22 protein-coding genes are annotated in these 20,448 nt (G+C 72.9%); 10 read left to right on the top strand and 12 right to left on the bottom strand.

Features of this window, described 5'->3' with window-relative positions; translation table 11 throughout:
- The first annotated feature begins 66 nt into the window (after window positions 1-66).
- Complete coding sequence (locus ACF068_RS06185; RefSeq protein ID WP_392272966.1) at window positions 67-762, top strand: maleylpyruvate isomerase N-terminal domain-containing protein; 696 nt, start codon at window positions 67-69, stop codon at window positions 760-762.
- A gap of 9 nt (window positions 763-771) precedes the next feature.
- Here ACF068_RS06185 and ACF068_RS06180 read toward each other — a convergent pair whose 3' ends face one another.
- The gene (locus ACF068_RS06180) at window positions 772-1,062 is read right to left on the bottom strand and encodes a hypothetical protein (protein ID WP_392272965.1); all 291 of its coding nucleotides are present in this window, start codon (window positions 1,060-1,062) and stop codon (window positions 772-774) included.
- Between the two features lie 234 nt (window positions 1,063-1,296).
- Here ACF068_RS06180 and ACF068_RS06175 point away from each other — a divergent pair, with 234 nt between their 5' ends.
- The gene (locus tag ACF068_RS06175; RefSeq protein ID WP_392272964.1) at window positions 1,297-1,686 is read left to right on the top strand and encodes a rodlin; all 390 of its coding nucleotides are present in this window, start codon (window positions 1,297-1,299) and stop codon (window positions 1,684-1,686) included.
- Window positions 1,687-1,761: 75 nt separating this feature from the next.
- On the opposite strand, the gene ACF068_RS06170 is transcribed toward ACF068_RS06175, so the two are convergent.
- The gene (locus tag ACF068_RS06170; protein WP_392272963.1) at window positions 1,762-2,259 is read right to left on the bottom strand and encodes an ATP-binding protein; all 498 of its coding nucleotides are present in this window, start codon (window positions 2,257-2,259) and stop codon (window positions 1,762-1,764) included.
- A 165-nt stretch (window positions 2,260-2,424) separates the two neighbouring features.
- On the opposite strand from ACF068_RS06170, the gene ACF068_RS06165 reads away from it, so the two are divergent.
- Together ACF068_RS06165 and ACF068_RS06160 are read left to right on the top strand one after the other, a co-directional pair.
- A complete protein-coding gene (locus ACF068_RS06165; RefSeq protein ID WP_392272962.1) occupies window positions 2,425-2,658 on the top strand; it encodes a DUF397 domain-containing protein in 234 nt (77 codons plus the stop codon).
- Between the two features lie 84 nt (window positions 2,659-2,742).
- A complete protein-coding gene (locus ACF068_RS06160; RefSeq protein ID WP_392272961.1) occupies window positions 2,743-3,648 on the top strand; it encodes a helix-turn-helix domain-containing protein in 906 nt (301 codons plus the stop codon).
- A gap of 21 nt (window positions 3,649-3,669) precedes the next feature.
- Here the strand turns inward: ACF068_RS06160 and ACF068_RS06155 are convergent, their stop codons facing one another.
- The 4 genes from ACF068_RS06155 to ACF068_RS06140 form a co-directional block, all read right to left on the bottom strand.
- Entirely contained in the window at window positions 3,670-4,482 is an 813-nt protein-coding gene (locus tag ACF068_RS06155) for an SAM-dependent methyltransferase (protein WP_392272960.1), read from the bottom strand.
- A gap of 127 nt (window positions 4,483-4,609) precedes the next feature.
- A complete protein-coding gene (locus ACF068_RS06150) occupies window positions 4,610-5,899 on the bottom strand; it encodes a hypothetical protein (protein ID WP_392272959.1) in 1,290 nt (429 codons plus the stop codon).
- An 18-nt stretch (window positions 5,900-5,917) separates the two neighbouring features.
- A complete protein-coding gene (locus tag ACF068_RS06145) occupies window positions 5,918-6,460 on the bottom strand; it encodes a metallophosphoesterase family protein (protein WP_392272958.1) in 543 nt (180 codons plus the stop codon).
- A 3-nt stretch (window positions 6,461-6,463) separates the two neighbouring features.
- A complete protein-coding gene (locus ACF068_RS06140; protein WP_392272957.1) occupies window positions 6,464-6,691 on the bottom strand; it encodes an acyl-CoA carboxylase subunit epsilon in 228 nt (75 codons plus the stop codon).
- A 355-nt stretch (window positions 6,692-7,046) separates the two neighbouring features.
- Between ACF068_RS06140 and ACF068_RS06135 the strand changes: the two genes are divergently transcribed.
- From ACF068_RS06135 to ACF068_RS06125, 3 genes are read left to right on the top strand one after another with little or no spacing between them, the layout of a single operon-like run.
- Window positions 7,047-8,180: a type III polyketide synthase gene (locus ACF068_RS06135; RefSeq protein WP_392272956.1), complete on the top strand. Its 1,134-nt coding sequence runs from the start codon at window positions 7,047-7,049 to the stop codon at window positions 8,178-8,180.
- Window positions 8,173-9,396, top strand: a complete 1,224-nt coding sequence (locus ACF068_RS06130) for a cytochrome P450 (protein ID WP_392273275.1) — start codon at window positions 8,173-8,175, stop codon at window positions 9,394-9,396. The genes ACF068_RS06135 and ACF068_RS06130 overlap by 8 nt, the downstream gene beginning before the upstream one ends.
- A gap of 26 nt (window positions 9,397-9,422) precedes the next feature.
- On the top strand, window positions 9,423-9,977 hold the full coding sequence (locus tag ACF068_RS06125; RefSeq protein ID WP_392273274.1) for a cupin domain-containing protein: 555 nt from the start codon (window positions 9,423-9,425) through the stop codon (window positions 9,975-9,977).
- A gap of 4 nt (window positions 9,978-9,981) precedes the next feature.
- Here the strand turns inward: ACF068_RS06125 and ACF068_RS06120 are convergent, their stop codons facing one another.
- On the bottom strand, window positions 9,982-12,258 hold the full coding sequence (locus ACF068_RS06120; RefSeq protein WP_392272955.1) for a catalase: 2,277 nt from the start codon (window positions 12,256-12,258) through the stop codon (window positions 9,982-9,984).
- 414 nt (window positions 12,259-12,672) lie between these two features.
- Between ACF068_RS06120 and ACF068_RS06115 the strand changes: the two genes are divergently transcribed.
- Window positions 12,673-14,388 carry a SpoIIE family protein phosphatase gene (locus tag ACF068_RS06115; RefSeq protein ID WP_392273273.1) on the top strand — a complete coding sequence of 572 codons (1,716 nt, stop codon included), beginning with the start codon at window positions 12,673-12,675 and terminating at the stop codon, window positions 14,386-14,388.
- A gap of 35 nt (window positions 14,389-14,423) precedes the next feature.
- On the opposite strand, the gene ACF068_RS06110 is transcribed toward ACF068_RS06115, so the two are convergent.
- Entirely contained in the window at window positions 14,424-14,945 is a 522-nt protein-coding gene (locus ACF068_RS06110) for a DUF1360 domain-containing protein (protein WP_392272954.1), read from the bottom strand.
- Between the two features lie 139 nt (window positions 14,946-15,084).
- On the bottom strand, window positions 15,085-15,555 hold the full coding sequence (locus ACF068_RS06105; RefSeq protein WP_392272953.1) for an SPW repeat protein: 471 nt from the start codon (window positions 15,553-15,555) through the stop codon (window positions 15,085-15,087).
- Between the two features lie 256 nt (window positions 15,556-15,811).
- On the opposite strand from ACF068_RS06105, the gene ACF068_RS06100 reads away from it, so the two are divergent.
- Window positions 15,812-16,027, top strand: a complete 216-nt coding sequence (locus ACF068_RS06100) for a hypothetical protein (protein ID WP_392272952.1) — start codon at window positions 15,812-15,814, stop codon at window positions 16,025-16,027.
- Here the strand turns inward: ACF068_RS06100 and ACF068_RS06095 are convergent.
- Both ACF068_RS06095 and ACF068_RS06090 read right to left on the bottom strand, forming a co-directional pair.
- The gene (locus ACF068_RS06095) at window positions 16,000-17,589 is read right to left on the bottom strand and encodes a SulP family inorganic anion transporter (RefSeq protein WP_392272951.1); all 1,590 of its coding nucleotides are present in this window, start codon (window positions 17,587-17,589) and stop codon (window positions 16,000-16,002) included. The genes ACF068_RS06100 and ACF068_RS06095 overlap by 28 nt on opposite strands.
- An 84-nt stretch (window positions 17,590-17,673) precedes the next feature.
- The gene (locus tag ACF068_RS06090) at window positions 17,674-18,258 is read right to left on the bottom strand and encodes a carbonic anhydrase (RefSeq protein ID WP_392272950.1); all 585 of its coding nucleotides are present in this window, start codon (window positions 18,256-18,258) and stop codon (window positions 17,674-17,676) included.
- Window positions 18,259-18,788: 530 nt separating this feature from the next.
- On the opposite strand from ACF068_RS06090, the gene ACF068_RS06085 reads away from it, so the two are divergent.
- Window positions 18,789-19,226 carry a subtilase-type protease inhibitor gene (locus ACF068_RS06085; protein ID WP_392272949.1) on the top strand — a complete coding sequence of 146 codons (438 nt, stop codon included), beginning with the start codon at window positions 18,789-18,791 and terminating at the stop codon, window positions 19,224-19,226.
- Window positions 19,227-19,586: 360 nt separating this feature from the next.
- On the opposite strand, the gene ACF068_RS06080 is transcribed toward ACF068_RS06085, so the two are convergent.
- The gene (locus tag ACF068_RS06080) at window positions 19,587-20,396 is read right to left on the bottom strand and encodes a DUF2382 domain-containing protein (RefSeq protein WP_392272948.1); all 810 of its coding nucleotides are present in this window, start codon (window positions 20,394-20,396) and stop codon (window positions 19,587-19,589) included.
- Window positions 20,397-20,448 lie beyond the last annotated feature (52 nt).

Genomic DNA, 20,448 nt, shown 5'->3' with positions numbered 1-20,448 from the left:
TGTCGTGCCCCCGCCACGGCACGGCGCCCGAGCCGGCACGGCACCCGCCCGCGCACACTGGAGGTCATGACCGACACCGAGAGCTCCAGCGATCCGACGGCGGTGCTGCGCGCGGCGTACGGGGCGTTCATGGCCGCCGTCCGCGAGACCGACGACGAGCGCTCGTGGGCGCCGACCGGATGCACCGGCTGGGCCGTGCGCGATCTGGTGTTCCACTGCCTGGCCGACGCGCAACGCGCCCTCAACGCGCTGCACACCCCCACGGACGCCGCGCCCGACCGTGACGCCGTCACCTACTGGGCCGACTGGCGGCAGCAGGACGCCGAGGGCAAGGAGCGGGCCGCCCACGGCCGCCGGTTCGCCCGTACCGTCGCCGGGATGTTCCTGCGGTTCGGGCAACTGCGGGAGCTGTACCTGGAGACGGCGGCGGCCGCGCTGCACGCCGCGGACCGCACCGACCCCGGGCAGGCCGTCCGCACCCAGGGGCACGTCCTGCGCGCGGGCGACCTGCTGCGTACGCTCGCGGTGGAGGCGACGGTCCACCACCTGGACCTCGGGGCGTCGGGCGCCGGTTCGCCCGGCCCCTCCCCCGAGGGCCTCGCCGAGGTCCGCCGCACGCTGGACGGACTGCTGGGCCACCCCGTCCCGGTGCGGTGGGACGATGCGCACTACGCCCGCGCCGCCACCGGGCGGGCGCCGCTCACACCCGCCGAACGCGCGGCCCTCGGCGCGGACGCGGAGCGCTTCCCCCTCTTCGGCTGACGCCCCGGGTCACACGTCGTACCCCCGTGCCGCGAGCCAGCGGTGAACGGCCGCCTTGTCGGCCACGCTGATGGGGGCGGGCCCGTCGGGGGCGGGCCCCTCGTCCTCGTTGAATCCGGTGGCGGTCACGCGCGCCGTCACCCAGTCGGCCAGTTCCCGGGCGGACTCGGCGGACAGGTCGCCCCGCCGCCATCCCTCCCGGGCGTCCTCGGCGGCCCGGGCGTCGTGCCGGGCCGCCTCCTCCAGCCATACCGGTACGAGTCGTTCGACGACCTGTTCGTCCGCAAGCGAATCACTCATGCCCCATGTGTGACCCCCGATGGCCGGGCCCATGCCGGCTCGACCCGATCGACCCGGTCGGCCCGGTCGGCCCCCGGGAGGACGGCACGTCCGGAGTCCCGGCGCCGGGACTGCGCGGTGCGGCAAAGGGGTGAACTCGTGCTTCCCCGGTCGCGCGACCGTTACGCGGCCGGGAGCGGCCTGTTACGCAAAGGGACCCGGGGATCCGGGTATCCCGAACGACGAAGGACGAACATGATCAAGAAGGCTCTGGCCACGGCCGGTGTCGCCGCCGCCGTTCTCGGTGTGTCCGCGCCGATGGCCGCTGCCGTGGGTGATCGCGGGATCGATACGCAGAACGGCAACTTCGCCACCCAGTCGTACGGCAACACCGTGACCGGGGGCCGGATGAGCCCGCAGGTCGGGCTGGTGCAGGGCTCGCTGAACAAGCTGTGCGTCGGCCTGCCGGTCGAGGGCGACGTCCAGAACATCCTGCTGATCAACATCGGTGTCCAGGACCTCCTCCAGGACACGCAGAACCAGCAGTGCGCGGAGAACTCCACCGCGGTCAAGGGCGACAGCGCCCTGTCGCACATCCTCGAGGACGTCATCTCCGAGAACCTCTCGGCCGCCGTCCAGGACTGACGTACGGCGTACCGAGGCACCGGCGACCGGCCCGCCCCGCGGCACACGCGGGGCGGGCCGGTGTGCCGAGGGGGGTCAGGCCCCGTCGCGGGGCAGGGGGAGGGTGGCCCAGACGGTCTTGCCCCACAAGGGGGCCGCGTCCCAGGACCAGGACTCGCTGAGGGCGCCCACGAGGGCGAGGCCCCGGCCGTTCCCCGCGCCCTCGGGGGCGGTGCGCGGCCGCGGGGGCTCCGGGCTCGGGTCGGAGACGGCGCACACGACGGCGCCGGGGTAGCGGAAGAGGCCCAGCCAGACCGGGTTCTCGGACGGCGGCGGGGGTGGGGCGGAGGGCGGGGGGCCGGGCGGCGGGGACGCCGGGGCCAGGCCGTGCTGGACCGCGTTCGTCACCAGTTCACTGACGACGAGCGTCATGTCCGGTACGAGCGACGGCAGCGCCCACGAGGTCAGCGTGGCCTTCACGAAGCGCCGCGCCTGCCCCGGACTGCGGGGACACCCACCGAGGCCGCACGCGGCGAAGGCGCCCAGGCTCTCGTCGCGGGGCAACGTGGCATCCGTACGGGTCAAGGCCGACATATGAGCCGTCACTGGGCATGTCCCCCTGCTGGCTTCGGTGTTCGACGGTGCGGCAGTCGATCTGCAACGAGTATCGTCGGCCTGGTACCCAGAATGCAATTGCATCTGGGATTGCATTCTGGGACAGCGTGAACACCTGAACGATAACGACAGGGGTTGGTGGGTGTGGAGTTCTTCAACGGTATACGGGCCGGAGCCCTGGGTCCGGTCACATGGACCAAGAGCGGTCGTAGCAACGCCACGGGAAACTGCGTCGAGCTGGCGGCCCTCCCCGGCGGCCGGGTCGCCGTCCGCAACTCCCGCGACCCGCACGGCCCCGCGCTGATCTACACCCGTGACGAGATCGCGGCCTTCGTCGAGGGCGCGCGGGACGGCGACTTCGACTCCGTACTGGACTGAACCGGCCAGGAGGGCGTCACGCTCTCTGGCCCGCCCCGCCCCGTGCCGGATACTGTCGTGTCCTCACAGAGCAGGAGCGCCCCGATGGCTGCAACCGAACGGAGCACGTCGTTGTTCGTCCGGCCCTTGGGGGCGGTCGAGAACAACCCGACCGCCCTGAAGCTCATCCTGGGCGGCAAGCTGCGCGAACTGCGCGTGAACGCCGGGCTCGACCCCGCGGACGTCGACGTCCGCCTCGGCTTCTCACGATCGAAGACCAGCAGGATCGAGCTGGGCCGGCACGGGTGCAAACCGGCCGACGCCGAAGCCCTGTTGCGTCTGTACGGCGTGGAGGACGAGGAACTGGTCGCGGAGTTCCACCGGCTGGTCAACCAGTCCCGCCGACCGGACTGGTGGCGGTCGTTCAGCGATGTGCTGTCGGACTTCTTCACCCCGCTGGTCGCCCTGGAGGGGGCGGCCGCGATCATCCGCACGTACGAGCCGTTCTACGTGCCGGGCCTGCTCCAGACGGCCGCCTACGCGCGGGCCGTGATCGAGTCGGGGCCCGCCCGCCTGCTGCCCCACGACGTGCGCCGCCGGGTGGACCTGCGGCAGGAACGGCAGCGGCAGCTGGATCAGCCGGACGCGCCGCGGCTCTGGGCGGTGATCGACGAGTCGGTCCTGATGCGCACGGTCGGCGGCCCCCGGGTGATGCGGGAACAACTGGAGCACCTCGCCGACATGATGCGGCGCGCCCACGTCACCGTGCAGGTCGCGCCGCTGGACGTCACCGCGTCCGTGGGGGTGGGCACCGGGGTGACGTACCTCCGGTTCGCGCTCGGGGACCTCAAGGACGCCGTCTACATCGAGCACTTGACGGACAGCACCTTCAGCCAGAAGCCCCAGACGGTCGAGCAGTACCGCGACATGCTCGACCGGCTGGGGGCCTGCGCGCTCACTCCCAAGGAGTCGCTCCTGCTGCTGGAGGAGCGGATCCGGCGCTACTCCTGACGGCACCGGCGTCGTCCACCGCTAGACGATCCGGGCGACGCCGCCCCACTCCACCCACTCGTCGGTCTGCTGGGTGGGGGCGAGGTCGTTGTCCGGGCGCCAGGTGGACACCTCCACCAGGCCCGGTTCGAGGAGCTCCAGGCCGTCGAGGAACCCGGACACCTCGTGCTCCTCGCGTACCCGGCCCCAGTGGCCGTCGGTGGCCTCGGCCATGAAGTCGGTCACGAAGGCCCGGATCTCCGGCCGGTCGCTGACCAGTTGGCACACGACGAGGAAGCTTCCCGGTACGAGACGCTCGGCGACCCGCCGGACCAGCGCGCCCGGATCGTCCTCGTCGGGAATGCAGTGCAGGACCGACACGAACAGGGCGGCGACGGGCCGGCTGAAGTCGATCAGCCGCCGCGTTTCCTCGTGCCCGAAGATGCCGTCCGTGTCGCGCATGTCCGCCTGGATGACCGCGGTGCGGTCGTTCTCGTCCAGCAGGGCGCGGCCGTGGGCGAGCACGATGGGGTCGTTGTCGACGTACACGACGCGGGAGTCGGGGTCGACGGACTGGGCGACCTGGTGGACGTTGTCCTGGGTGGGCAGACCGGATCCGTGGTCGATGAATTGGCGGATTCCGTACTCCGTCGCGAGGACGCGCACGACACGGCGCAGGAAGTGCCGGTTGTTCACCGCGAGCGCCTTGGTGCTGGGGACCTGCTTGAGCAACAGCTCGCAGGCCTCGCGGTCGGACTCGTAGTTGTCGCTGCCGCCCAGGAAGAAGTCGTACATGCGCGCCACGCTGGGCACGGTCGTGTCGATTTCCGCTGGGCTCCACAACTCGCGTGCCATCCAGTCCTCATCCGCTCGGGTGCCGTGGGGTCGGTCGTATGAGAGGCACATGCTAGGGAGAGTCGGTGTGCCGGTATGAGGAATGGCCATAAGCGGAGTGCGGGTGCAGCGCCTTTCGGCCAATGTGTCAGCGCATGACACCTTCACCGGTGTCATGCCAGCGTTCGAGGCGGCGTTGCAGCACCTGGAGCGCTGCGCGCTGACGGCCGGGCACCCGGCGGCGCAGCGCGATCAGGGCGGGGGCGAGGGCGCGGGCGGCCTCCGGGTCGCTCAGCCGTTCCCACTGGTGGTGGGCCCGGTCCACGGCACCCTCGACGTCGGGCGCGTCCAGCGTCTGCCCGCGCGCCAGCCTCGCCTCGGCGGCCGCCATCCAGAGCCGGCAACTGGCGGCCGGGTCCCGGGCCAGCCGGGCGAGGTCGGCGCGGACCTCCAGCCAGTGCAGCGCCTGCGCCGAGCCGGAGCCGTGCGTCCGGTGGGCGTGCTGCTCCCAGGCCGCCGCGGCGGCCGCCGCCTCCTCGTGACGGCCGGATTCCGCGGCGGCCAGGATGGACGGCAGGGGGTCGGCCCCGGTGGGGGGCGGTGCGGTGGTGTCCCCGGTGGGGGGCGGTGCGGTGGTGTCCCCGGCGGTCCGCCCCGGCTCCTGCCGCGCGGAGGGTACGGCCGCGGTCGCGGCGGTGGTCCCGGGCGCGGGCGGGGCGGGAACGGCCGGCACGTGAACGGGCGGGACGGCGGAGGAGGGCGCGGCCGGGGCGGGGGCCTGTGCCGGCGGGAAGTCGGCGGCGAACACCAGGGCGCGGTCCGGGGCGGACTGTGCGACGACCTGCTCGTGCAGCGCGGCGAGCGGCGGACGCGCCCCACTGCGCCAGACGGCGGCATAGGCCTTGAGGTAGTCGGGGCTCGCGAGCGCGCGGCGCCCGGGGGGCGGACCCACCCTGCCGTAGACCCGCACCCCGTGGCAGAGCGCGAGGAGCCCCGGGTCGGTGGCGAGTTGCTGCCAGGTCTGCTCGTCGGCGACCAGGTCGACGACGACCGTCGTCGTGCCCGGGCGGCGGAGTTTCAGCTCGCCGGCGATCCAGTGCCAGGGCAGGGCCGTGTAGCGCAGGGTGGAGGGCGAGGTACGGGCCAGGGCGAGGTGCGGCAGGCGCTGCCGGTGGTCGAGGTGGAGCTGCCCGGCGATGTAGACGGACAGCGGGCCGGACGCGGCGACGGCGGCCCGGAGCCGGGTGAGCACGGTCTGCGGGTCCAGCGGGTCCGCCAGCTCGACCAGTGTCGCGGCCGCCGTGCCGGTCAGCGCGCCCGGCGGTACGGCGGCCAGCGCGGGGAGCACGCCCGCCGCGTCGATCAGTCGTCCCTTGCCGACGGGGGCGGCCGCCAGCAGCAGCGCCGTCCCGGCCGTGTCCTCCCTGTCGATCACCACGGCAGCACCGTATCCGCTCTACGGGGTGCCGGGACGCACCGGGTGGCGGGGAGGCAGCCGGTGGAGGCGGACCTCGGCGAGCCGGCCGCCGGTGACGACGGCGGTCATGTACGTGCAGTGCGGCTGGCGGCGGCGGTCGGTGGGCGAGCCGGGGTTGAGCAGCCGCAGCCCGCCGGGCGCCGTGCTGTCCCAGGGGATGTGGCTGTGGCCGAAGACCAGGACGTCCAGGTCGGGGAACCGCTCCTCGCACCGGCGTTCGCGGCCTTGCGCGGGGCCCGTCTCGTGGACGACGCCGAACCGGAGGCCGTCCAGCTCGGCGCGGGCGACCTCGGGAAGCCGGGCGCGCAGTTCCGGGCCGTCGTTGTTGCCGTGGACGGCCAGCAGCCGCCGGGCGCGCGCCTCCAGCAGGTCGAGCGTGGCGGTGTCCACCCAGTCGCCGGCGTGCACCACCACGTCGGCGGCCTCGATGCCGGCCAGCAGTTCGGCGGGCAGTTCCCTGGCCCGTGTCGGCAGGTGGGTGTCGGTCGTCAGGAGCAGTCGTACGTCACGGTTCGCCTTCACCCCTCAATGGTGCGGGTGGCGGGCCGGGAGGTGGAGCCGGGCGCACCAGGAGTTGGGTGCCGGATGGGCCCGCCAGCCCCGGTCCCACTGCGCACGGCCGGTGGGCGCCCCGCCGCCCCGCGACGGCCCGGCCGGCCCGGTCCGGCAGGCCAGGGCGGTCAGTACGGCGGTGAGGGCCGCGAGTTCGGTGGCGGTCGGGCGGCCGTGGACGATGCGGAGGTGGAGGGGCATGCGCCCATGCTCCGTCGCGCCCGTCCCCCGGGGCACCCGGTGCTCCCCCGTACGGGGGAACGGAAGGGCCCGGTGCGGGCCAGGGCTCCCGCCGTGGTCGGCGCGCGCGGCTGGCCCGTTGCCGCGTGGTGTGCTCCGGCCGGGCGCCGGGGCCGGGCCGGTGCGGCGCGCGTGCGTGGTGAGGCGTGGGCGGGGGTGCCCGGTGCACGGAGGGCGGATGCGGGGGGTACCGGAGGGCGGCCGCAGGGGGTGCCGGTCACCGGTTCGACGTAACGGGGTGGCACGAGTTTCGGCGCGCGCGACGATCGCCCGTCCCGGATCCTTTGAGTGCAAACGCGACGAAAGGGCTTACGTCATGGCCACGTTGTGCAGACCCGCGGTCTCCGTCCCCGAGCACGTGATCACCATGCAGCAGACGCTCGATCTGGCGCGGACCATTCACGCGGACCACCCCCAGCTCCCGCTCGCCCTGCGGCTGATGGAGAACACCGGTGTCCAGAAACGGCACCTGCTGCGGCCGATCGAGGAAACCCTCCGGCACGACGGCTTCGAGATACGCAACCGGATATACGAGACGGAGGCCAAGGCCCGCGTGCCGGCCGTCATCGAACAGGCGCTGGCGGACGCGGAGCTCCGGGCCTCCGACATCGACGTGATCATCTACGTGTCGTGCACCGGCTTCATGATGCCGTCGCTCACGGCGTGGCTGATCAACACCATGGGCTTCCGGGGCGACACCCGTCAGGTGCCCATCGCCCAGCTCGGCTGCGCGGCGGGCGGCGCGGCGATCAACCGGGCGCACGACTTCTGCACCGCCTACCCGGAGGCGAACGCGCTCATCGTGGCGTGCGAGTTCTGCTCGCTGTGCTACCAGCCCACCGACCTGGGCGTCGGGAACCTGCTGTCCAACGGGCTCTTCGGCGACGGCATCGCCGCCGCCGTGATGCGCGGCCGGGGCGGCACCGGCGTGACGCTGGAGCGCAACGGCTCGTACCTGGTTCCGGAGACGGAGGACTGGATCGCGTACGACGTGCGGTCCACCGGGTTCCACTTCAAGCTCGACAAGCGGGTGCCCGGCACCATGGAGCCGTTGGCTCCGGCGCTCAAGGAGCTGGCGGGCCGGCACGGCTGGGACGCGTCCGACCTGGACTTCTACATCATCCACGCGGGCGGTCCGAGGATCCTGGACGACCTGAGCACGTTCCTGGGCGTGCCGGCCGAGGCGTTCCGCTTCAGCCGCGCCACGCTGACGGAGTACGGGAACATCGCGAGCGCCGTCGTCCTGGACGCGCTGCGCCGGCTGTTCGACGAGGGCGGCGCGCACGACACGGCGCGCGGCCTGCTCGCGGGCTTCGGCCCCGGCATCACGGCCGAGATGTCGCTCGGCCGCTGGACCGTCTCCGACCGCGTGTCCGAGCGGGTGCCCACCCGCGTGCTCTCGGACGTGCCCGACCGTGTCCTGGTGGAGGAACCGTCCCGTGTTGGATGAGACGACGACCACGGCCGCCCTGCCCCCGGTACGGCACTGGCCGGCCCTGGACCTGTTCGGGGTGGAGTTCGACCCGGTGCTCGCGGAACTGATGCGCGAGGGACCGGTGAGCCGGATCAAGCTGCCCAACGGCGACGGCTGGGCATGGCTGGTGACGCGCTACGACGACGTCCGGGCGGTCACCAACGACCCGCGGTTCAGCCGGAAGCTGGTCGTCGAGAACGACGTCACCCGGCTTGCGCCGCACTTCATCCCGGTCGACGGGGCGGTGGGGTTCGAGGATCCGCCCGACCACACGCGGCTGCGCCGGGCGGTGGCGCCCGCCTTCACCACGCGCGGCGTGGAACGGCTGCGCGAGCGGGCCCGGCTCCTGCTGGCGGAGCTGGTCGACGAGGTGCTGGCCGACGGCCCGCCGGCCGATTTCACCGAGCGGCTGCTCGGGCCGTTCCCGCTGGCCGTGGTGTGCGAGCTGATGGGCGTGCCGCCCATCGACCGGCCACGGATGCACGAGTGGACGAACCTGATCCTGTCCTCCGCCCACGGCGTGGAGCGCAGCCAGCGTGCCAAGGAGGACATGTGCGCCTACTTCGCCGACCTGCTGAGCCAGCCGCGCGACGGTGACGACGGCGACGAGGAGAGCGTCATCGGGCTGCTCGGCACGGCGGTGGCGAACGGTGAGATCACCGCCTCGGAGGCGGTGGGGCTGGCGCTGCTGATCCAGATCGGCGGTGAGGCGGTCACCAACAACTGCGGCAACATGCTGTTCGTCCTGCTCACCCACCCCGAGCACATGGCCCGGATGCGCGCCGAGCCGGACATCCGCCCGCGGGCGATCGACGAGCTGCTGCGGTTCATTCCGCACCGCAGCGCCGTCGGCCTGTCCCGGATCGCCCTGGAGGACGTGACGGTGGCGGGGGTACGGATCCGGGCGGGCGAGCCGGTGTACGTCTCGTACCTGGCGGCCAACCGCGACCCGGACGTCTTTCCGCACCCGGATGCCCTGGACCTGGACCGGGCCCCCAATCCGCATGTGGCGTTCGGGTACGGGCCCCACTTCTGCGTGGGGGCCATGCTGGCGCGGATGGAGTCCGAGCTGCTGGTGGACGCCTTCCTGGACCGGTTCCCCGGTCTGCGGTTCGCCGTTCCGGTCGAGGAGGTGCGGTTCCGCCGCGGTGCGCTCATCCGTGGGCCCGAGTCCCTTCCGGTGACCTGGTGACCGCGCACCAGGGGGCGCCGGCCGCGATGGTGGCCGACGCCCCCGACGGGCTGCTGGTCCCGAGGGGCCAGGGGCGGACGCTGCGCTCGCCGGCGCAGGAGGTCACCTTCAAGGTGACGGGCGAGCACTCCCGGGCGGCGTCCAGTTTCGAGGTGGTGGTGCCCCCGGGGTTCGACGTGGGGGCGCACGTGCACGCCCGGAGCGAGGAGCTGTTCTACCTCCTCGACGGCGAGCTGGACGTCCTGGCGTTCGAGCCCCGGGTCCGGACGGGCGACGACTGGCGGCACTGGGAGTCGCCGTCCGGCCGGCGCACCGTCCGGGCCACGCCGGGCACGGTGATCGTGGTCCCGCCGGGGTGTCCGCACGCCTTCGCCAACCGCACGGACCGGCCCGCCAGGATGTTCTTCCAGGCGTCCCCTCCCCCGGACCACGAGCGGTACTTCGAGGAGCTGATCGGCATCCTCGACCGGGGCGGGCCCCCGGACCACGCGGCGATCGCCGCGTTGCGCGGCCGCTACGACATCGAGCAGATCACGCCGTTGCGGCACGACGCGGACCGGGAGCCGGGGGTCCGCACCTGACCGCTCAGGCGGCGGCGGGGAAGCGGTCCCAGACGCGGTGGCGGGCGAGGAGCGGGGTGAGCCGGGCGAGCACGCCCTCGCCGCTGTCCCCGGTCACCACGCCGGGGGCCCCGGCCGGGACGCCGGCCGCTTCCAGGACGGTATCGGCGCCGGCCCAGCCGCCGATGGCCTTGGAGTGCCGGTAGGCCTCGGAGACCATCAGCAGCAGCCGGGGGTCGAGGGCGGTGGCCGCCTGTCCGGCGTCGCCGGCCTTGGCGTCCCGCGCGCCGTAGGCGTCGCCGCCCGGCGCGGGGACCCCGGCCAGGACGAGCGCGTCGAACTCGATGGAGCGCGCGGTGGCGAAGGTGCGCTGCACGGTGACGGGGTCGGGGCCGTCCGCCCCGATCTTCCCGCCGGCCGGTGCGACGACGAGGGGCACCATGCCCGCGTCGAGGACGGCCTGGCGGACGGCGCGGACGCCGTCGAGGTCGGCGGTGTCGTCGGCGACGATGCCGATGATGCGGCCGTCGGCGGGCCACTCCTGGCCGATCTGGGAGAGCGCGGGGCTCGGTACGACGTCGGCCGGCGCCCGGGTGGGTTCGGGCGCGGGAAGGCCGAGGCCTTCGGCGACACGGGCGCACAGCTCGGCGTCGATGTTGGCGAGTGCCTGGAGCTGGCGCTGCTTGACGGCGTTGTCGTAGCACTTGGCCAGCTCGAAGGTGTAAGCGGTGATGATGTGCTCGCGCTCGACCGGGGACATGCTGAGCCAGAACAGCCGGGGCTGGCTGAAGTGGTCGTCGAAGCTGGCGGGGGCCTCCCGGACCTTGCGGGCGGCGGGCACTTCCACCGGGGTCTCGATGTAGGCGCCGGTGTCGGCGCCGGCGAAGAACGGGCAGCCGCCGTCGAGCGAGTTGGGCTTGTAGGGGGCGACGCCGCTGTGCACGGCCTGCTGGTGGAAGCCGTCGCGGAGCATGTCGTTGACCGGGGCGTGCGGGCGGTTGATGGGGATCTGGTGGAAGTTGGGGCCCGCGAGCCGGGTGATCTGGGTGTCCAGGTACGAGAAGAGGCGGCCGGCGAGCAGCGGGTCGTCGGTGACGTCGATACCGGGGACGAGGTGTCCGACGTGGAAGGCGACCTGCTCGGTCTCGGCGAAGAAGTTGCTGGGGTTGCGGTTGAGGGTGAGCAGGCCGATGGGCTGCACCGGCGCGAGCTCCTCGGGGACGATCTTCGTCGGGTCGAGCAGGTCGATGCCCTCGAAGGTCTGCTCGGGGGTGTCGGGGAAGGTCTGGATGCCGAGCTCCCACTGCGGGTGGGCGCCGGCCTCGATCGCGTCGGCGAGGTCGCGGCGGTGGAAGTCCGGGTCGACGCCGCCGGTGATCTGGGCCTCCTCCCAGAGCTGGGAGTGCACGCCGAGCTTGGGCTTCCAGTGGAACTTGACCAGGGTGGTGGCGCCTTCGGCGTTGACGAGGCGGAAGGTGTGGACGCCGAAGCCCTCCATGGTGCGGTACGAGCGGGGGATGCCCCGGTCGGACATGTTCCACATGGTGTGGTGCTGGGCCTCGGTATGCAGCGAGACGAAGTCCCAGAAGGTGTCGTGGGCGCTCTGGGCCTGCGGGATCTCCCGGTCGGGGTGCGGCTTGCCCGCGTGGATGACGTCGGGGAACTTGATGGCGTCCTGGATGAAGAAGACCGGGATGTTGTTGCCGACGAGGTCGAAGACGCCCTCCTCGGTGTAGAACTTCGTGGCGAAGCCGCGGGTGTCGCGGACGGTGTCCGCGGAGCCGCGTGAGCCGAGGACGGTGGAGAACCGTACGAAGACGGGGGTCTCGGTGCCCTTGCGGAGGAAGGCCGCCTTGGTGACGCCCTCGGCGGTGCCGTACGCCTGGAACACGCCGTGGGCCCCGGCGCCCCGGGCGTGGACGACGCGCTCCGGGATCCGCTCGTGGTCGAAGTGCATGATCTTCTCGCGCAGGTGGTGGTCCTGGAGGAGGACCGGCCCGCGCGGGCCCGCCTTGAGCGAGTGGTCGGAGTCGTACAGCCGGGTGCCCTGGGCGGTGGTCAGGTAGGGGCCGTCCTGCGCGCGGGACTGCGGCGGGTTGCCGGTGTGCCGGCCGGTGGGCGAGTACGGCGCCGGCTCGCCCTGGTCCGGCTTGGGCGGGAGGGGGTCGCGCGGCTCGGTGGGTTCGTCCACCTGGGCGGGCTCGGGGGCCGGGGCGCCCGGGACGCCCTCGGCCGGGCCGCCGTCCCGGAGGGTCTCGGTCAGCTTCTCGGCGGCGGCCTTGAGCGGATTGGGGTTGGGCATGGTTCCTCCGTGCTCGGGACTGGGACTCCTCAGCCATGACCGTCGCGGGGTGGCGCGTAACGGATGCCCCGGAGACATCCGTCCATCGGCACACACCGGTCTCACGGTGCGGTCGGCCGGGCCGTGAGCGGTCATGGCTGCCCTGGTACCCGCATGTCGTTGGTGGAAGCACGGACTTCGGTCATCCGTTCCACGGCGGCACGGCGGCGGGCGGCGTGCTGGTCGTCCTGGCGTGGCCGTCCTGGGGCCGGGTGGTGCGATGGGGAGGCCTCCGGTGCCGGCGCAGGGCAGAATCGGGAGCTCCAGGGTTCGGCGGCGCCGTGGGAAGAGGTACACGACGTGGACGACAACCGCAGTCGGGGGCGCGGAGGGCGCGGGCCGGGTGCCCGGGTGGACCCGCTGCGTGCGGCGCGGATGCTGCGGCGGGCCGCGGCCGCCGTGGGTTCCCTGTCCGCCGCGCGCGGCCGGCTGGAGTGGCTGAACGAGGCGGGCAACCTCATCGGCACCACGCTGGACCTGGGCCGGACCGCGCAGGAGCTCGCCGACTTCGCGGTGCCCCGGATCGCGGACGGGGCGGCGGTGGACCTGCTGGAGTCGGTGCTGCGCGGGGGTGAGGGCGACCGCGCGGGTGGTACCGGCGTGCCGCTGACCCGCGCCATGGCCGTCTCCGTGATCGACCCGCTGCGGCACTTGGAACCGGATCCGGTGGGCGAGCTGACCTCCCTCCACGCGACGCCCAAGGTCGTGTACCGGTGTCTGACGGCACGCCGCCCGGTTCTGGTGAGCCGGATCGCGCCCGGTCAGTACGAGTCCATCGCCCCGAGCCCGCAGGCCGCGCGGGTGATGCGGCACGCGGGGGTGCACAGCTACATGGCCGTGCCCCTCGTCGCCCGCGGTGTGCTGCTGGGGGCCGCCGACTTCGTCCGGGCCGGGTCGAGGGGCCCCTTCACCCCGACCGACCTGGCGCTGGCCTGGGAGCTCGCGTCGAAGGCCGCGGTGTACATCGACAACGCCCGTCTCTACGGCCGCGAGCGGGAGACGGTGCTCACCCTCCAGCGCGCCCTGCTGCCCCGGGCGGCCCCCTCGACACCCGGGCTGCGGGTGGCGTCCAGTTACCAGCCGGCCGTGGAGCCGAGCGGGGTGGGCGGCGACTGGTTCGACGTGGTCCCCCTGCCGAGCGGCCGGACCGCGCTGGTCGTCGGCGACGTCATGGGCCACGGTCTGGCGGCGGCGGCCACCATGGGGCGGCTGCGTTCGGTCGCCCGCACGCTGCTCGGCCTGGACATCGCGCCGGAACGGGTCCTCGCGCGGCTGGACCTCGCCGCCCGGGACCTGGAGGAGGACCAGGTCGCCACCTGTCTGTGCGCCGTGTACGACCCGGCGGACGGGACGTTCCGGCTGGCCAGCGCCGGGCACCCGCCGCCCCTGCTGATCGCCTCCGGGGGCGGCGCGTCGTTCGTGGAGGTGCCCCCGGGCGCGCCGCTGGGGGCGGGCGTGATCCCGTACGACCCGCTGACGGTACGGGTGCCGGAGGACGCGCGGCTGATGCTGTACACCGACGGCCTGGTCAAGAGCCGGGAGGCGGACATCGAGGTGCAGCTCGGCCGCCTCCGCGAGGCGGTCGCGGGGCCTCGGCCCGCGCTGCGGCGGAGTTGTGACGTGTCGTCGGCCCGGATCCTCGGGGAGGGGGGCAGGCGCTTCGACGACGCGGTCGTCCTCGTGGCGGAGGCCCGTGCCTTCGGCGACGGTGAGCTGTGCGTACGGTCGCTGCCGCCGGACGGGTCGGCCGCCGGGGAGGCACGCCGCCTGGTCAGGGAGCAGCTCGGCCGCTGGGCGCTGGCCGATCTGGTGGACGTCACGGAGCTGGTGGTGAGCGAGCTGGTCGGCAACGCGCTGCGGTACGGCGGCGGTCCGCGGCAGCTCCGGCTCGTCCGCCACGACCGGCTGAGCGTGGAGGTGTCGGACACGGGCCCGGACCTGCCGCAGATCCAGCACGCCCCGCTCAGCGCAGAGGGGGGACGGGGTCTGCAACTGATCAACATGCTGTGCCGCCGCTGGGGATCGTGCCGGACGCCCATGGGCAAGGTGGTCTGGGCGGAGCAGGACATCGCCCCGGCGTCCGGTGCCTGACCGTGCCGGGGCGGTGCCGCTGACGTACCGGGTGCTCAGTTCCCGGTGGTCTTCTCCTTCAGGGCGGTGTGGACGAACTGGAGCGCGTCGGCCCCGGCCAGCGCGGTCAGGGCGCCCGTGACCGTACGGGTGGCGCGGGGCCACAGCAGCGCGGCACCGGTCAGGGTGGACACGGTCCACACGCTGACGCAGAAGGGGCACGTCAGCAGGCTGCCGACGACCCCTTTGGCCCCGTCGCGCGGTTCCTCCGCCAGCTCCGCGGCACCCTGGGATCCTCGGTACTCGGTGAACGGGGCCCGCAGCGGGCTGAGCACGGCGCTCTTGCTCACCAGGCGGCTGAGCCGGAACGTGGCCACCGAGGTGAGCAGGACATCCCAGGGCTCGGGCCTCGCCGGCAGTGGCCGACCGCTCCGGCGGACCGCACCGGTCCACGCCGCCGCGTAGCCGCCGAACACGGCCACGGCGGCGGCGTAACCGCCCAGCGGGGGCGGGTCGGCCCGGTCCCCCGCGTAGGTGCGGTTCAGCCACCGCGACATGCGTGCGATCGGTTTCGCCATGGTGCCTCCTCGCGTCCCTCCTGCCCGCTCGCGGCAACGCTATGACGCACCAGGCGGAACGGCGCGGTGGCGCTCGGTGGCCGGGGGCGCGGAGGACCCCGGCGCGGGCGCCGGGGTCCTCCGGATCGGGCGTGTCGGTTCACTCCATGGGGCCGGGGCCGCCACGGGCCCGGGCGCGGGGGCGGCCGGAACGGCGGTCGGCCATCGCCGACGCCGCCATCGCCAGACCGAGCAGCAGGGCCACGGCGCCGACGATGATGTTGTTGACCACGCTGCGGGTCGTGTCGACGTTGCCGGCGACGACCCACGGGGCGACGATCGTCCATGCGCCGATGGCGCACGCGGCCCAGGCCATGGCGTGGGTGCGCTCGTACGCCGAGCCGAACCCTCCCATGCACAGGGCGTAGGCGACACCGGTGATCAGGTTGCAGACGGCCAGGGTCGTGAGGCCGTTGAACCCGACGATCCATGGCGATGCCGCCAAGTAGAGACCCGTGAGAAGGCCCAGCGTCTCGATCGCCTGGCCACGGGGGGTGCTGGTCGCCCGTTCGAACCGAGAGCGCATCTCGGCGAGATCGGGGTGCTGCTCGATGCTCGGGTGGGTGGTCATTGCGGGCCGCCTCCTGTGGAAGACTTTATTTGCCCTTTATGTCCCAATAGAACTACCTTCACACCCTCGCGGTCAACAGCGGGAACGCGGCCGGGATCCCGCCCCCGCACCCCATGCAGGTGGGAACGGTCGCCATTGCCGGTGGGCGCCGTCGCCATGCCGGTGGGAACGGCCGCCCGACACTTCTCCGGCGAGGCCTCGTTGATCATCGGCAGGCTCTTGAGCGACGAGCCACCCGACCGAGAGGGCAGCACGCATGAACCTCCGAGCCACCGTCATCGCCGCGGCCACCGGCGTCCTGCTCGCCGCCGGTACCGCGACCGCGCACGCCGCCGCCGAGCCCGCGCCCGGTGCCGGGACCGGCACCGGCACCGGGGCGAACGCCGGGAGCGACGGCGTCGCGATCGTCAAGAGGGACCGGCTGACGCCCTCGTCGGTCGTCGACTACGTCCTGGACACCGAGGCGACCTGATCGGCCTGATCCGAGGTGGCCCGGTCCGACGGGGCTCGGCCCGCGGGCATCCGGCCCATGGGGATCCGATCCGGCGGGACCTGGGCGGGGACTCCGGCGGGCGGCAGCATCCGCACCGGTTCCGTCCCGGCGTCGTTGTGACGCAGCGCCCAGTTCTCCAGGGCGACCCGGCACGCGTGGTCGAGGTGGCGCAGCCCGGAGAGGTCGAGCTCGATGGGGCGGTCCGCGGGAAGGTTCTCCAGCTCCTCCAGGATCCTGGGCAGCCGGAGGAAGGTCGCGTTGCCGGTGATGGTCGCCACCAGACGGCCCCCGGTGAGTTCACGCACCTCGACGTGGAGGTGGGACGTCTCCCAGGCGGTCTTGCAGACGGCGAGCAGCAGGCCCAGCACCACGCCTTCGAAGAGGTTGGTGACCAGGATGGCCACCGCCGTGACGCCCAGGATCACCGCCTCGCCCCGGTGATCACGCCAGAGCGGACGGAAGTCCTTGACGGGGACGAGCTTGCAGCCGGCGTGCACCAGGACGCCGGCCAGGGCGGCGAGCGGGATGACGCCGATCGCCGCGGGCAGCAGGGCGGCGAACAGCAGCAGCCACAGCCCGTGCAGGACGCGGGAGAGGGAGGTGCGCGCACCGGCCTGGACGTTGGCGGCGCTGCGGACGATGACGGCCGTCATGGGCAGGGCGCCGAGCGCGCCGCACAGGGTGTTGCCGACGCCCTGCGCCATCAGCTCCTTGTCGTAGTCGGTGCGCGGCCCGTCGTGCATGCGGTCCACGGCCGCGGCGCTGAACAGGCTCTCGGCCGAGGCGATCAGGGTGAAGGCGAGGACGGTTCCGATGGCGGCCACCGTGGCGATGTCGCCGAAGCCGGCGAGCCCGGGCGGCTGGACGGCCTCCAGCAGGCCCTGGACCTCGACCTTGGCGAGGGGCAGGTCGAACAGGACGGTCACCGCGGTGGCGAGCGCGACCGCGACGAGCGGGCCGGGGACCACACGGGCGCGGGCGGGGAGCCGGGGCCAGAGGACGAGGACGGCCACGGTTCCGGCGCCGACGAGGAAGGCCGTCAGCGCCGTGCCTCCGGAGAGGACCGAACCGGCGAGTCGGGGCAGGCCGGCGAGCTTGCCGGGGCCGCCGGAGGGCTGGGCGGTGTCGGCCATCGCGTACACCTGGCCGAGCACCAGCACCAGACCGATGCCGGCGAGCATGCCCTGGACCACGGCGATGGAGATCGCGCGGAACCAGCGGCCGAACTTCAGTGCCCCGAGCAGCAGTTGAAGCAGTCCGGATATGAGGACGATGGCGCCGAGCGCGCCGAGGCCGAATTCCCGGACCGCCTCGTACACCAGCACGGTCAGGCCGGCCGCGGGGCCGCTGACCTGGAGGGAGCTGCCGGGCAGCGCCCCCACGACGAGGCCGCCGACGATGCCGGTGACCAGCCCCAGTTCGGCGGGCACCCCGGAGGCGACGGCCACGCCGACGCACAGAGGAAGGGCGACGAGGAAGACGACGAGTGACGCGGGTATGTCACGGCGCAGGACGGCGGGGTCCTTGAGATGGCGAAGCATGAGGGTGGGTTCCTAAGGGTGCGGCCCGCCGCCCCGCTGGGGGCGGCGGACGGTCGGAGGGGGACACGAGAGTGCTGCGCCCCCTCACAGGGGCGTGAACTCGCCCTCCAGGTCGGGCCGGTGGACGCTCACCGCACCGGTGTCGACCTCGTAGTACCAGGCGTGGAGCGTCAGTTGCCCGGTGGCCAGACGCTCCCGCACGGCCGGGTAGCCGCGCAGCGTGGTCAGTTGCGCCGCGGCGTGGCGGCGCACGGCCTGGGCCAAGTCGCGGGTGTCGGGCGGTTCCGGTACGGAGTGGTCGAGCCAGCTCCGCACGGCGGGGAGGGCCGAGAGGTCCTCACCACGCACGAGGGCGCCGACGGCGCCGCAGTGGGAGTGCCCGCACACGACGATGTCACGGACACCGAGGACGCGGAGCGCGTACTCGACGGTGGCGGTCTCGGCGCTGGGCCGTGCCTCGTCGTACCGGGGAACCACATTGCCCGCGGTGCGCAGTTCGAAGAGCTCGCCCGGCTTGGCCCCGGTGATCAGGGAAGGGATCACCCGGGAGTCGGAGCAGGTGATGAACAGCGCCTCGGGGGACTGTCCGGCGGCGAGACGGCGGAACTCATCGGGCCGTCGGGCGACGCGTGCGGGGAACGTACGAGCGTTGTCGATCAGGGATTTCATGGCGGCCTGCCTCCTGCGCTCCGGGCCGTGGGGGCCGGCGGGCGCGGTGTGGTCGGGTCATTGTCAGGTGGTGTGGGGGCGTGCGTGACGGAACCACGGGGTCTCCGCGGCGCTGTCGCCGCCAGGCACCGTGGTGCGGTGCGCCAACGATCATGCACGGCTACAGCGTCGTCAACTTTGCCATCACATTACCTTTCCATGAAAGGTGCTTTTGAGTCGGCGCGCCGATCGAGGCAGGCCGGATCTCCACCCCTCGTGTTGCCGTCACGTTTCGGCCGTGTTGACGACCGGAGACTCGAACGTTTCTACGCATCGTGCACTTTTGAACCATTTTCAGCACGCCATAAAGCCCTGATGGCGGCACTCGCCGACGAACGCGAGCCGCGCCGCGGAGCGACTTTTCGCGTCATCGCCTGAATGGCGGATCAAACCGAAAAGCGCCGCTGAATGTGCATCTACAAGGCCGGCGCGGCAATGTGGCTGGCGCACGGCACCGAACGTTCCCGAGACGAACTGAGAGGTTTTCTGCCATGCGGACACTGGTAAGGCGCGCCATCGTTTGCGGGCTGGCCACAGCGGGGGTCCTCGGACCCATGACCGTCACGGGGGCCGCCGCGAAGGCCGCCGCACCCGAACCGCGGCTCTACGCACCGTCGGCACTCGTCCTCACCGTCGCCCAGGGGGAGAACGCCACCACCGCGACGCCCATGCGGGCGGTGACGCTCACCTGTAGCCCGACCGCCGGCGGAACGCACCCGGCCCCGAAGCAGGCCTGTGCCGAACTGCGCGCCACCGAGGGCGAGTTCGACGCACTGGGCGAGGACGAGGGCCGGCCCTGCATCAAGATCTACGACCCGGTCGTCGTGACCGCGCAGGGCATTTGGGAAGGCCGACGCGTGAACTTCGAGAAAACCTACGCGAATTCCTGTGTGATGCAGGCCGAGGGCTCGAGCGTATTCTCCTTCTGAGCCCGGGGCGGCCCCGCACCGCCCGTACGGCCCGCACGACTCCGGTGAGGAATCGTGCGGGCCGTGCGCGTGCGTGGCCGCGCCTATTCGGATAATGCCCGTGGGAATGACGGGTCGTCATATGCGGTGCATCGGCGGCGCTTCGGCGGCCGGGCACGTTCGATCGGTCACCGGTCACCGGTCGTATACGATCCGCCCGCGCGGAAGCGCCGGGACCACGGCCGACATCCGTGGTCGGGTGCCGCGGGTCCACGTCGGCGGTCGGCGGTCGGCGGTCGGCGGTCGGCGGTCGGCGGCGCACGGGAACCCCGCTCCTCGCGGAGCGGGGCCTGGGCCGTGGAACCGGCCGACGGCCGGCCGTCAGCGGTCGGTGCCGGCGTCCTCGTCGGGCAGGTCGGCTTCGATGCGCTCCTTGCGGACCCGTCCGCGGACGGTCTCCTCGTCGGTGACCTCCTCGGTGTTCAGCCGCACCCTCTCCACCGGGGTGACTTCCGTCTCCACCACCGGCCGTTCGGCGTGCAGCGTCACCTCGTGCTCGGACTCGGAGATCTCCGGTCCCGACAGGGCGGCGTCGCGGTTGGCCTCCGTGATGGGCTCGCGCTCCAGGGTGACCTCCTCGTGCCGCAGCGGGATGGTCTGCTGGACCTCCTCGGTCACGACGTACTTGCGAAGCCGTGCCCGGCCCGCCTCACGCTGCTCCACCCCGACGTGCAGTTCCTCCTCGGAGCGGGTCATCGCGTCGTCGCCGGTGCGGCCGGCGGCGGCGCCTGCGGCGGCCGCCGTTCCGGCCGTTCCCGCGGTGCCCGCCATGCCCTCGGTGCGGGCCCGGTCATCCATCCCCGTCGTCCCGCCCCAGCCGATGCCGTAGTACTCGTAGAGGCGCCGTTCCTCCTCGGCCGAGAGGTGGCCACCCGCGTCGACGTCGACGTTCGGGGCCTCCTTGACCTTTCCCTTGGGGTACGGGACCTCCAGGTGGTCCTCCACGACCACGGCCTCATGGATGGGCACGAACGATTCGCCGGAGCCGAAGAAGCCGGTCTTGACGCTGACCCAGTCGGGCCGGCCCGTCACGTCGTCGACGAACACGTGCTTGGCTTCGCCGATCTTGTCACCGCTCGCGTCGTAGACCGGGTGGTCGAGCACGGCCGGGATCTGTGCCTGGGTGATCATGCATCCTCCAGCGGTTTCTCTCGCGCTGTTCCCTCAGTGGGTGTCGCTGTGT

Source organism: Streptomyces sp. NPDC016309 (assembly GCF_043077235.1).
GTDB lineage: Bacteria > Actinomycetota > Actinomycetes > Streptomycetales > Streptomycetaceae > Streptomyces.
Note: the sequence above shows the minus strand (reverse complement) of the source record. Positions and strands in the feature narration are given on the sequence as shown.

Excerpts from the sequence above, each read along its gene's own strand:
- ACF068_RS06185 (WP_392272966.1), top strand. The coding sequence starts at position 67 with ATGACCGACACCGAGAGCTCCAGCGATCCGACGGCGGTGCTGCGCGCG.
- ACF068_RS06180 (WP_392272965.1), bottom strand. The coding sequence starts at position 1,062 with ATGAGTGATTCGCTTGCGGACGAACAGGTCGTCGAACGACTCGTACCG.
- ACF068_RS06175 (WP_392272964.1), top strand. The coding sequence starts at position 1,297 with ATGATCAAGAAGGCTCTGGCCACGGCCGGTGTCGCCGCCGCCGTTCTC.
- ACF068_RS06170 (WP_392272963.1), bottom strand. The coding sequence starts at position 2,259 with ATGTCGGCCTTGACCCGTACGGATGCCACGTTGCCCCGCGACGAGAGC.
- ACF068_RS06160 (WP_392272961.1), top strand. The coding sequence starts at position 2,743 with ATGGCTGCAACCGAACGGAGCACGTCGTTGTTCGTCCGGCCCTTGGGG.
- ACF068_RS06155 (WP_392272960.1), bottom strand. The coding sequence starts at position 4,482 with ATGGCACGCGAGTTGTGGAGCCCAGCGGAAATCGACACGACCGTGCCC.
- ACF068_RS06140 (WP_392272957.1), bottom strand. The coding sequence starts at position 6,691 with ATGCCCCTCCACCTCCGCATCGTCCACGGCCGCCCGACCGCCACCGAA.
- ACF068_RS06135 (WP_392272956.1), top strand. The coding sequence starts at position 7,047 with ATGGCCACGTTGTGCAGACCCGCGGTCTCCGTCCCCGAGCACGTGATC.
- ACF068_RS06125 (WP_392273274.1), top strand. The coding sequence starts at position 9,423 with ATGGTGGCCGACGCCCCCGACGGGCTGCTGGTCCCGAGGGGCCAGGGG.
- ACF068_RS06120 (WP_392272955.1), bottom strand. The coding sequence starts at position 12,258 with ATGCCCAACCCCAATCCGCTCAAGGCCGCCGCCGAGAAGCTGACCGAG.
- ACF068_RS06115 (WP_392273273.1), top strand. The coding sequence starts at position 12,673 with ATGCTGCGGCGGGCCGCGGCCGCCGTGGGTTCCCTGTCCGCCGCGCGC.
- ACF068_RS06110 (WP_392272954.1), bottom strand. The coding sequence starts at position 14,945 with ATGGCGAAACCGATCGCACGCATGTCGCGGTGGCTGAACCGCACCTAC.
- ACF068_RS06105 (WP_392272953.1), bottom strand. The coding sequence starts at position 15,555 with ATGACCACCCACCCGAGCATCGAGCAGCACCCCGATCTCGCCGAGATG.
- ACF068_RS06100 (WP_392272952.1), top strand. The coding sequence starts at position 15,812 with ATGAACCTCCGAGCCACCGTCATCGCCGCGGCCACCGGCGTCCTGCTC.
- ACF068_RS06095 (WP_392272951.1), bottom strand. The coding sequence starts at position 17,589 with ATGCTTCGCCATCTCAAGGACCCCGCCGTCCTGCGCCGTGACATACCC.
- ACF068_RS06090 (WP_392272950.1), bottom strand. The coding sequence starts at position 18,258 with ATGAAATCCCTGATCGACAACGCTCGTACGTTCCCCGCACGCGTCGCC.
- ACF068_RS06085 (WP_392272949.1), top strand. The coding sequence starts at position 18,789 with ATGCGGACACTGGTAAGGCGCGCCATCGTTTGCGGGCTGGCCACAGCG.
- ACF068_RS06080 (WP_392272948.1), bottom strand. The coding sequence starts at position 20,396 with ATGATCACCCAGGCACAGATCCCGGCCGTGCTCGACCACCCGGTCTAC.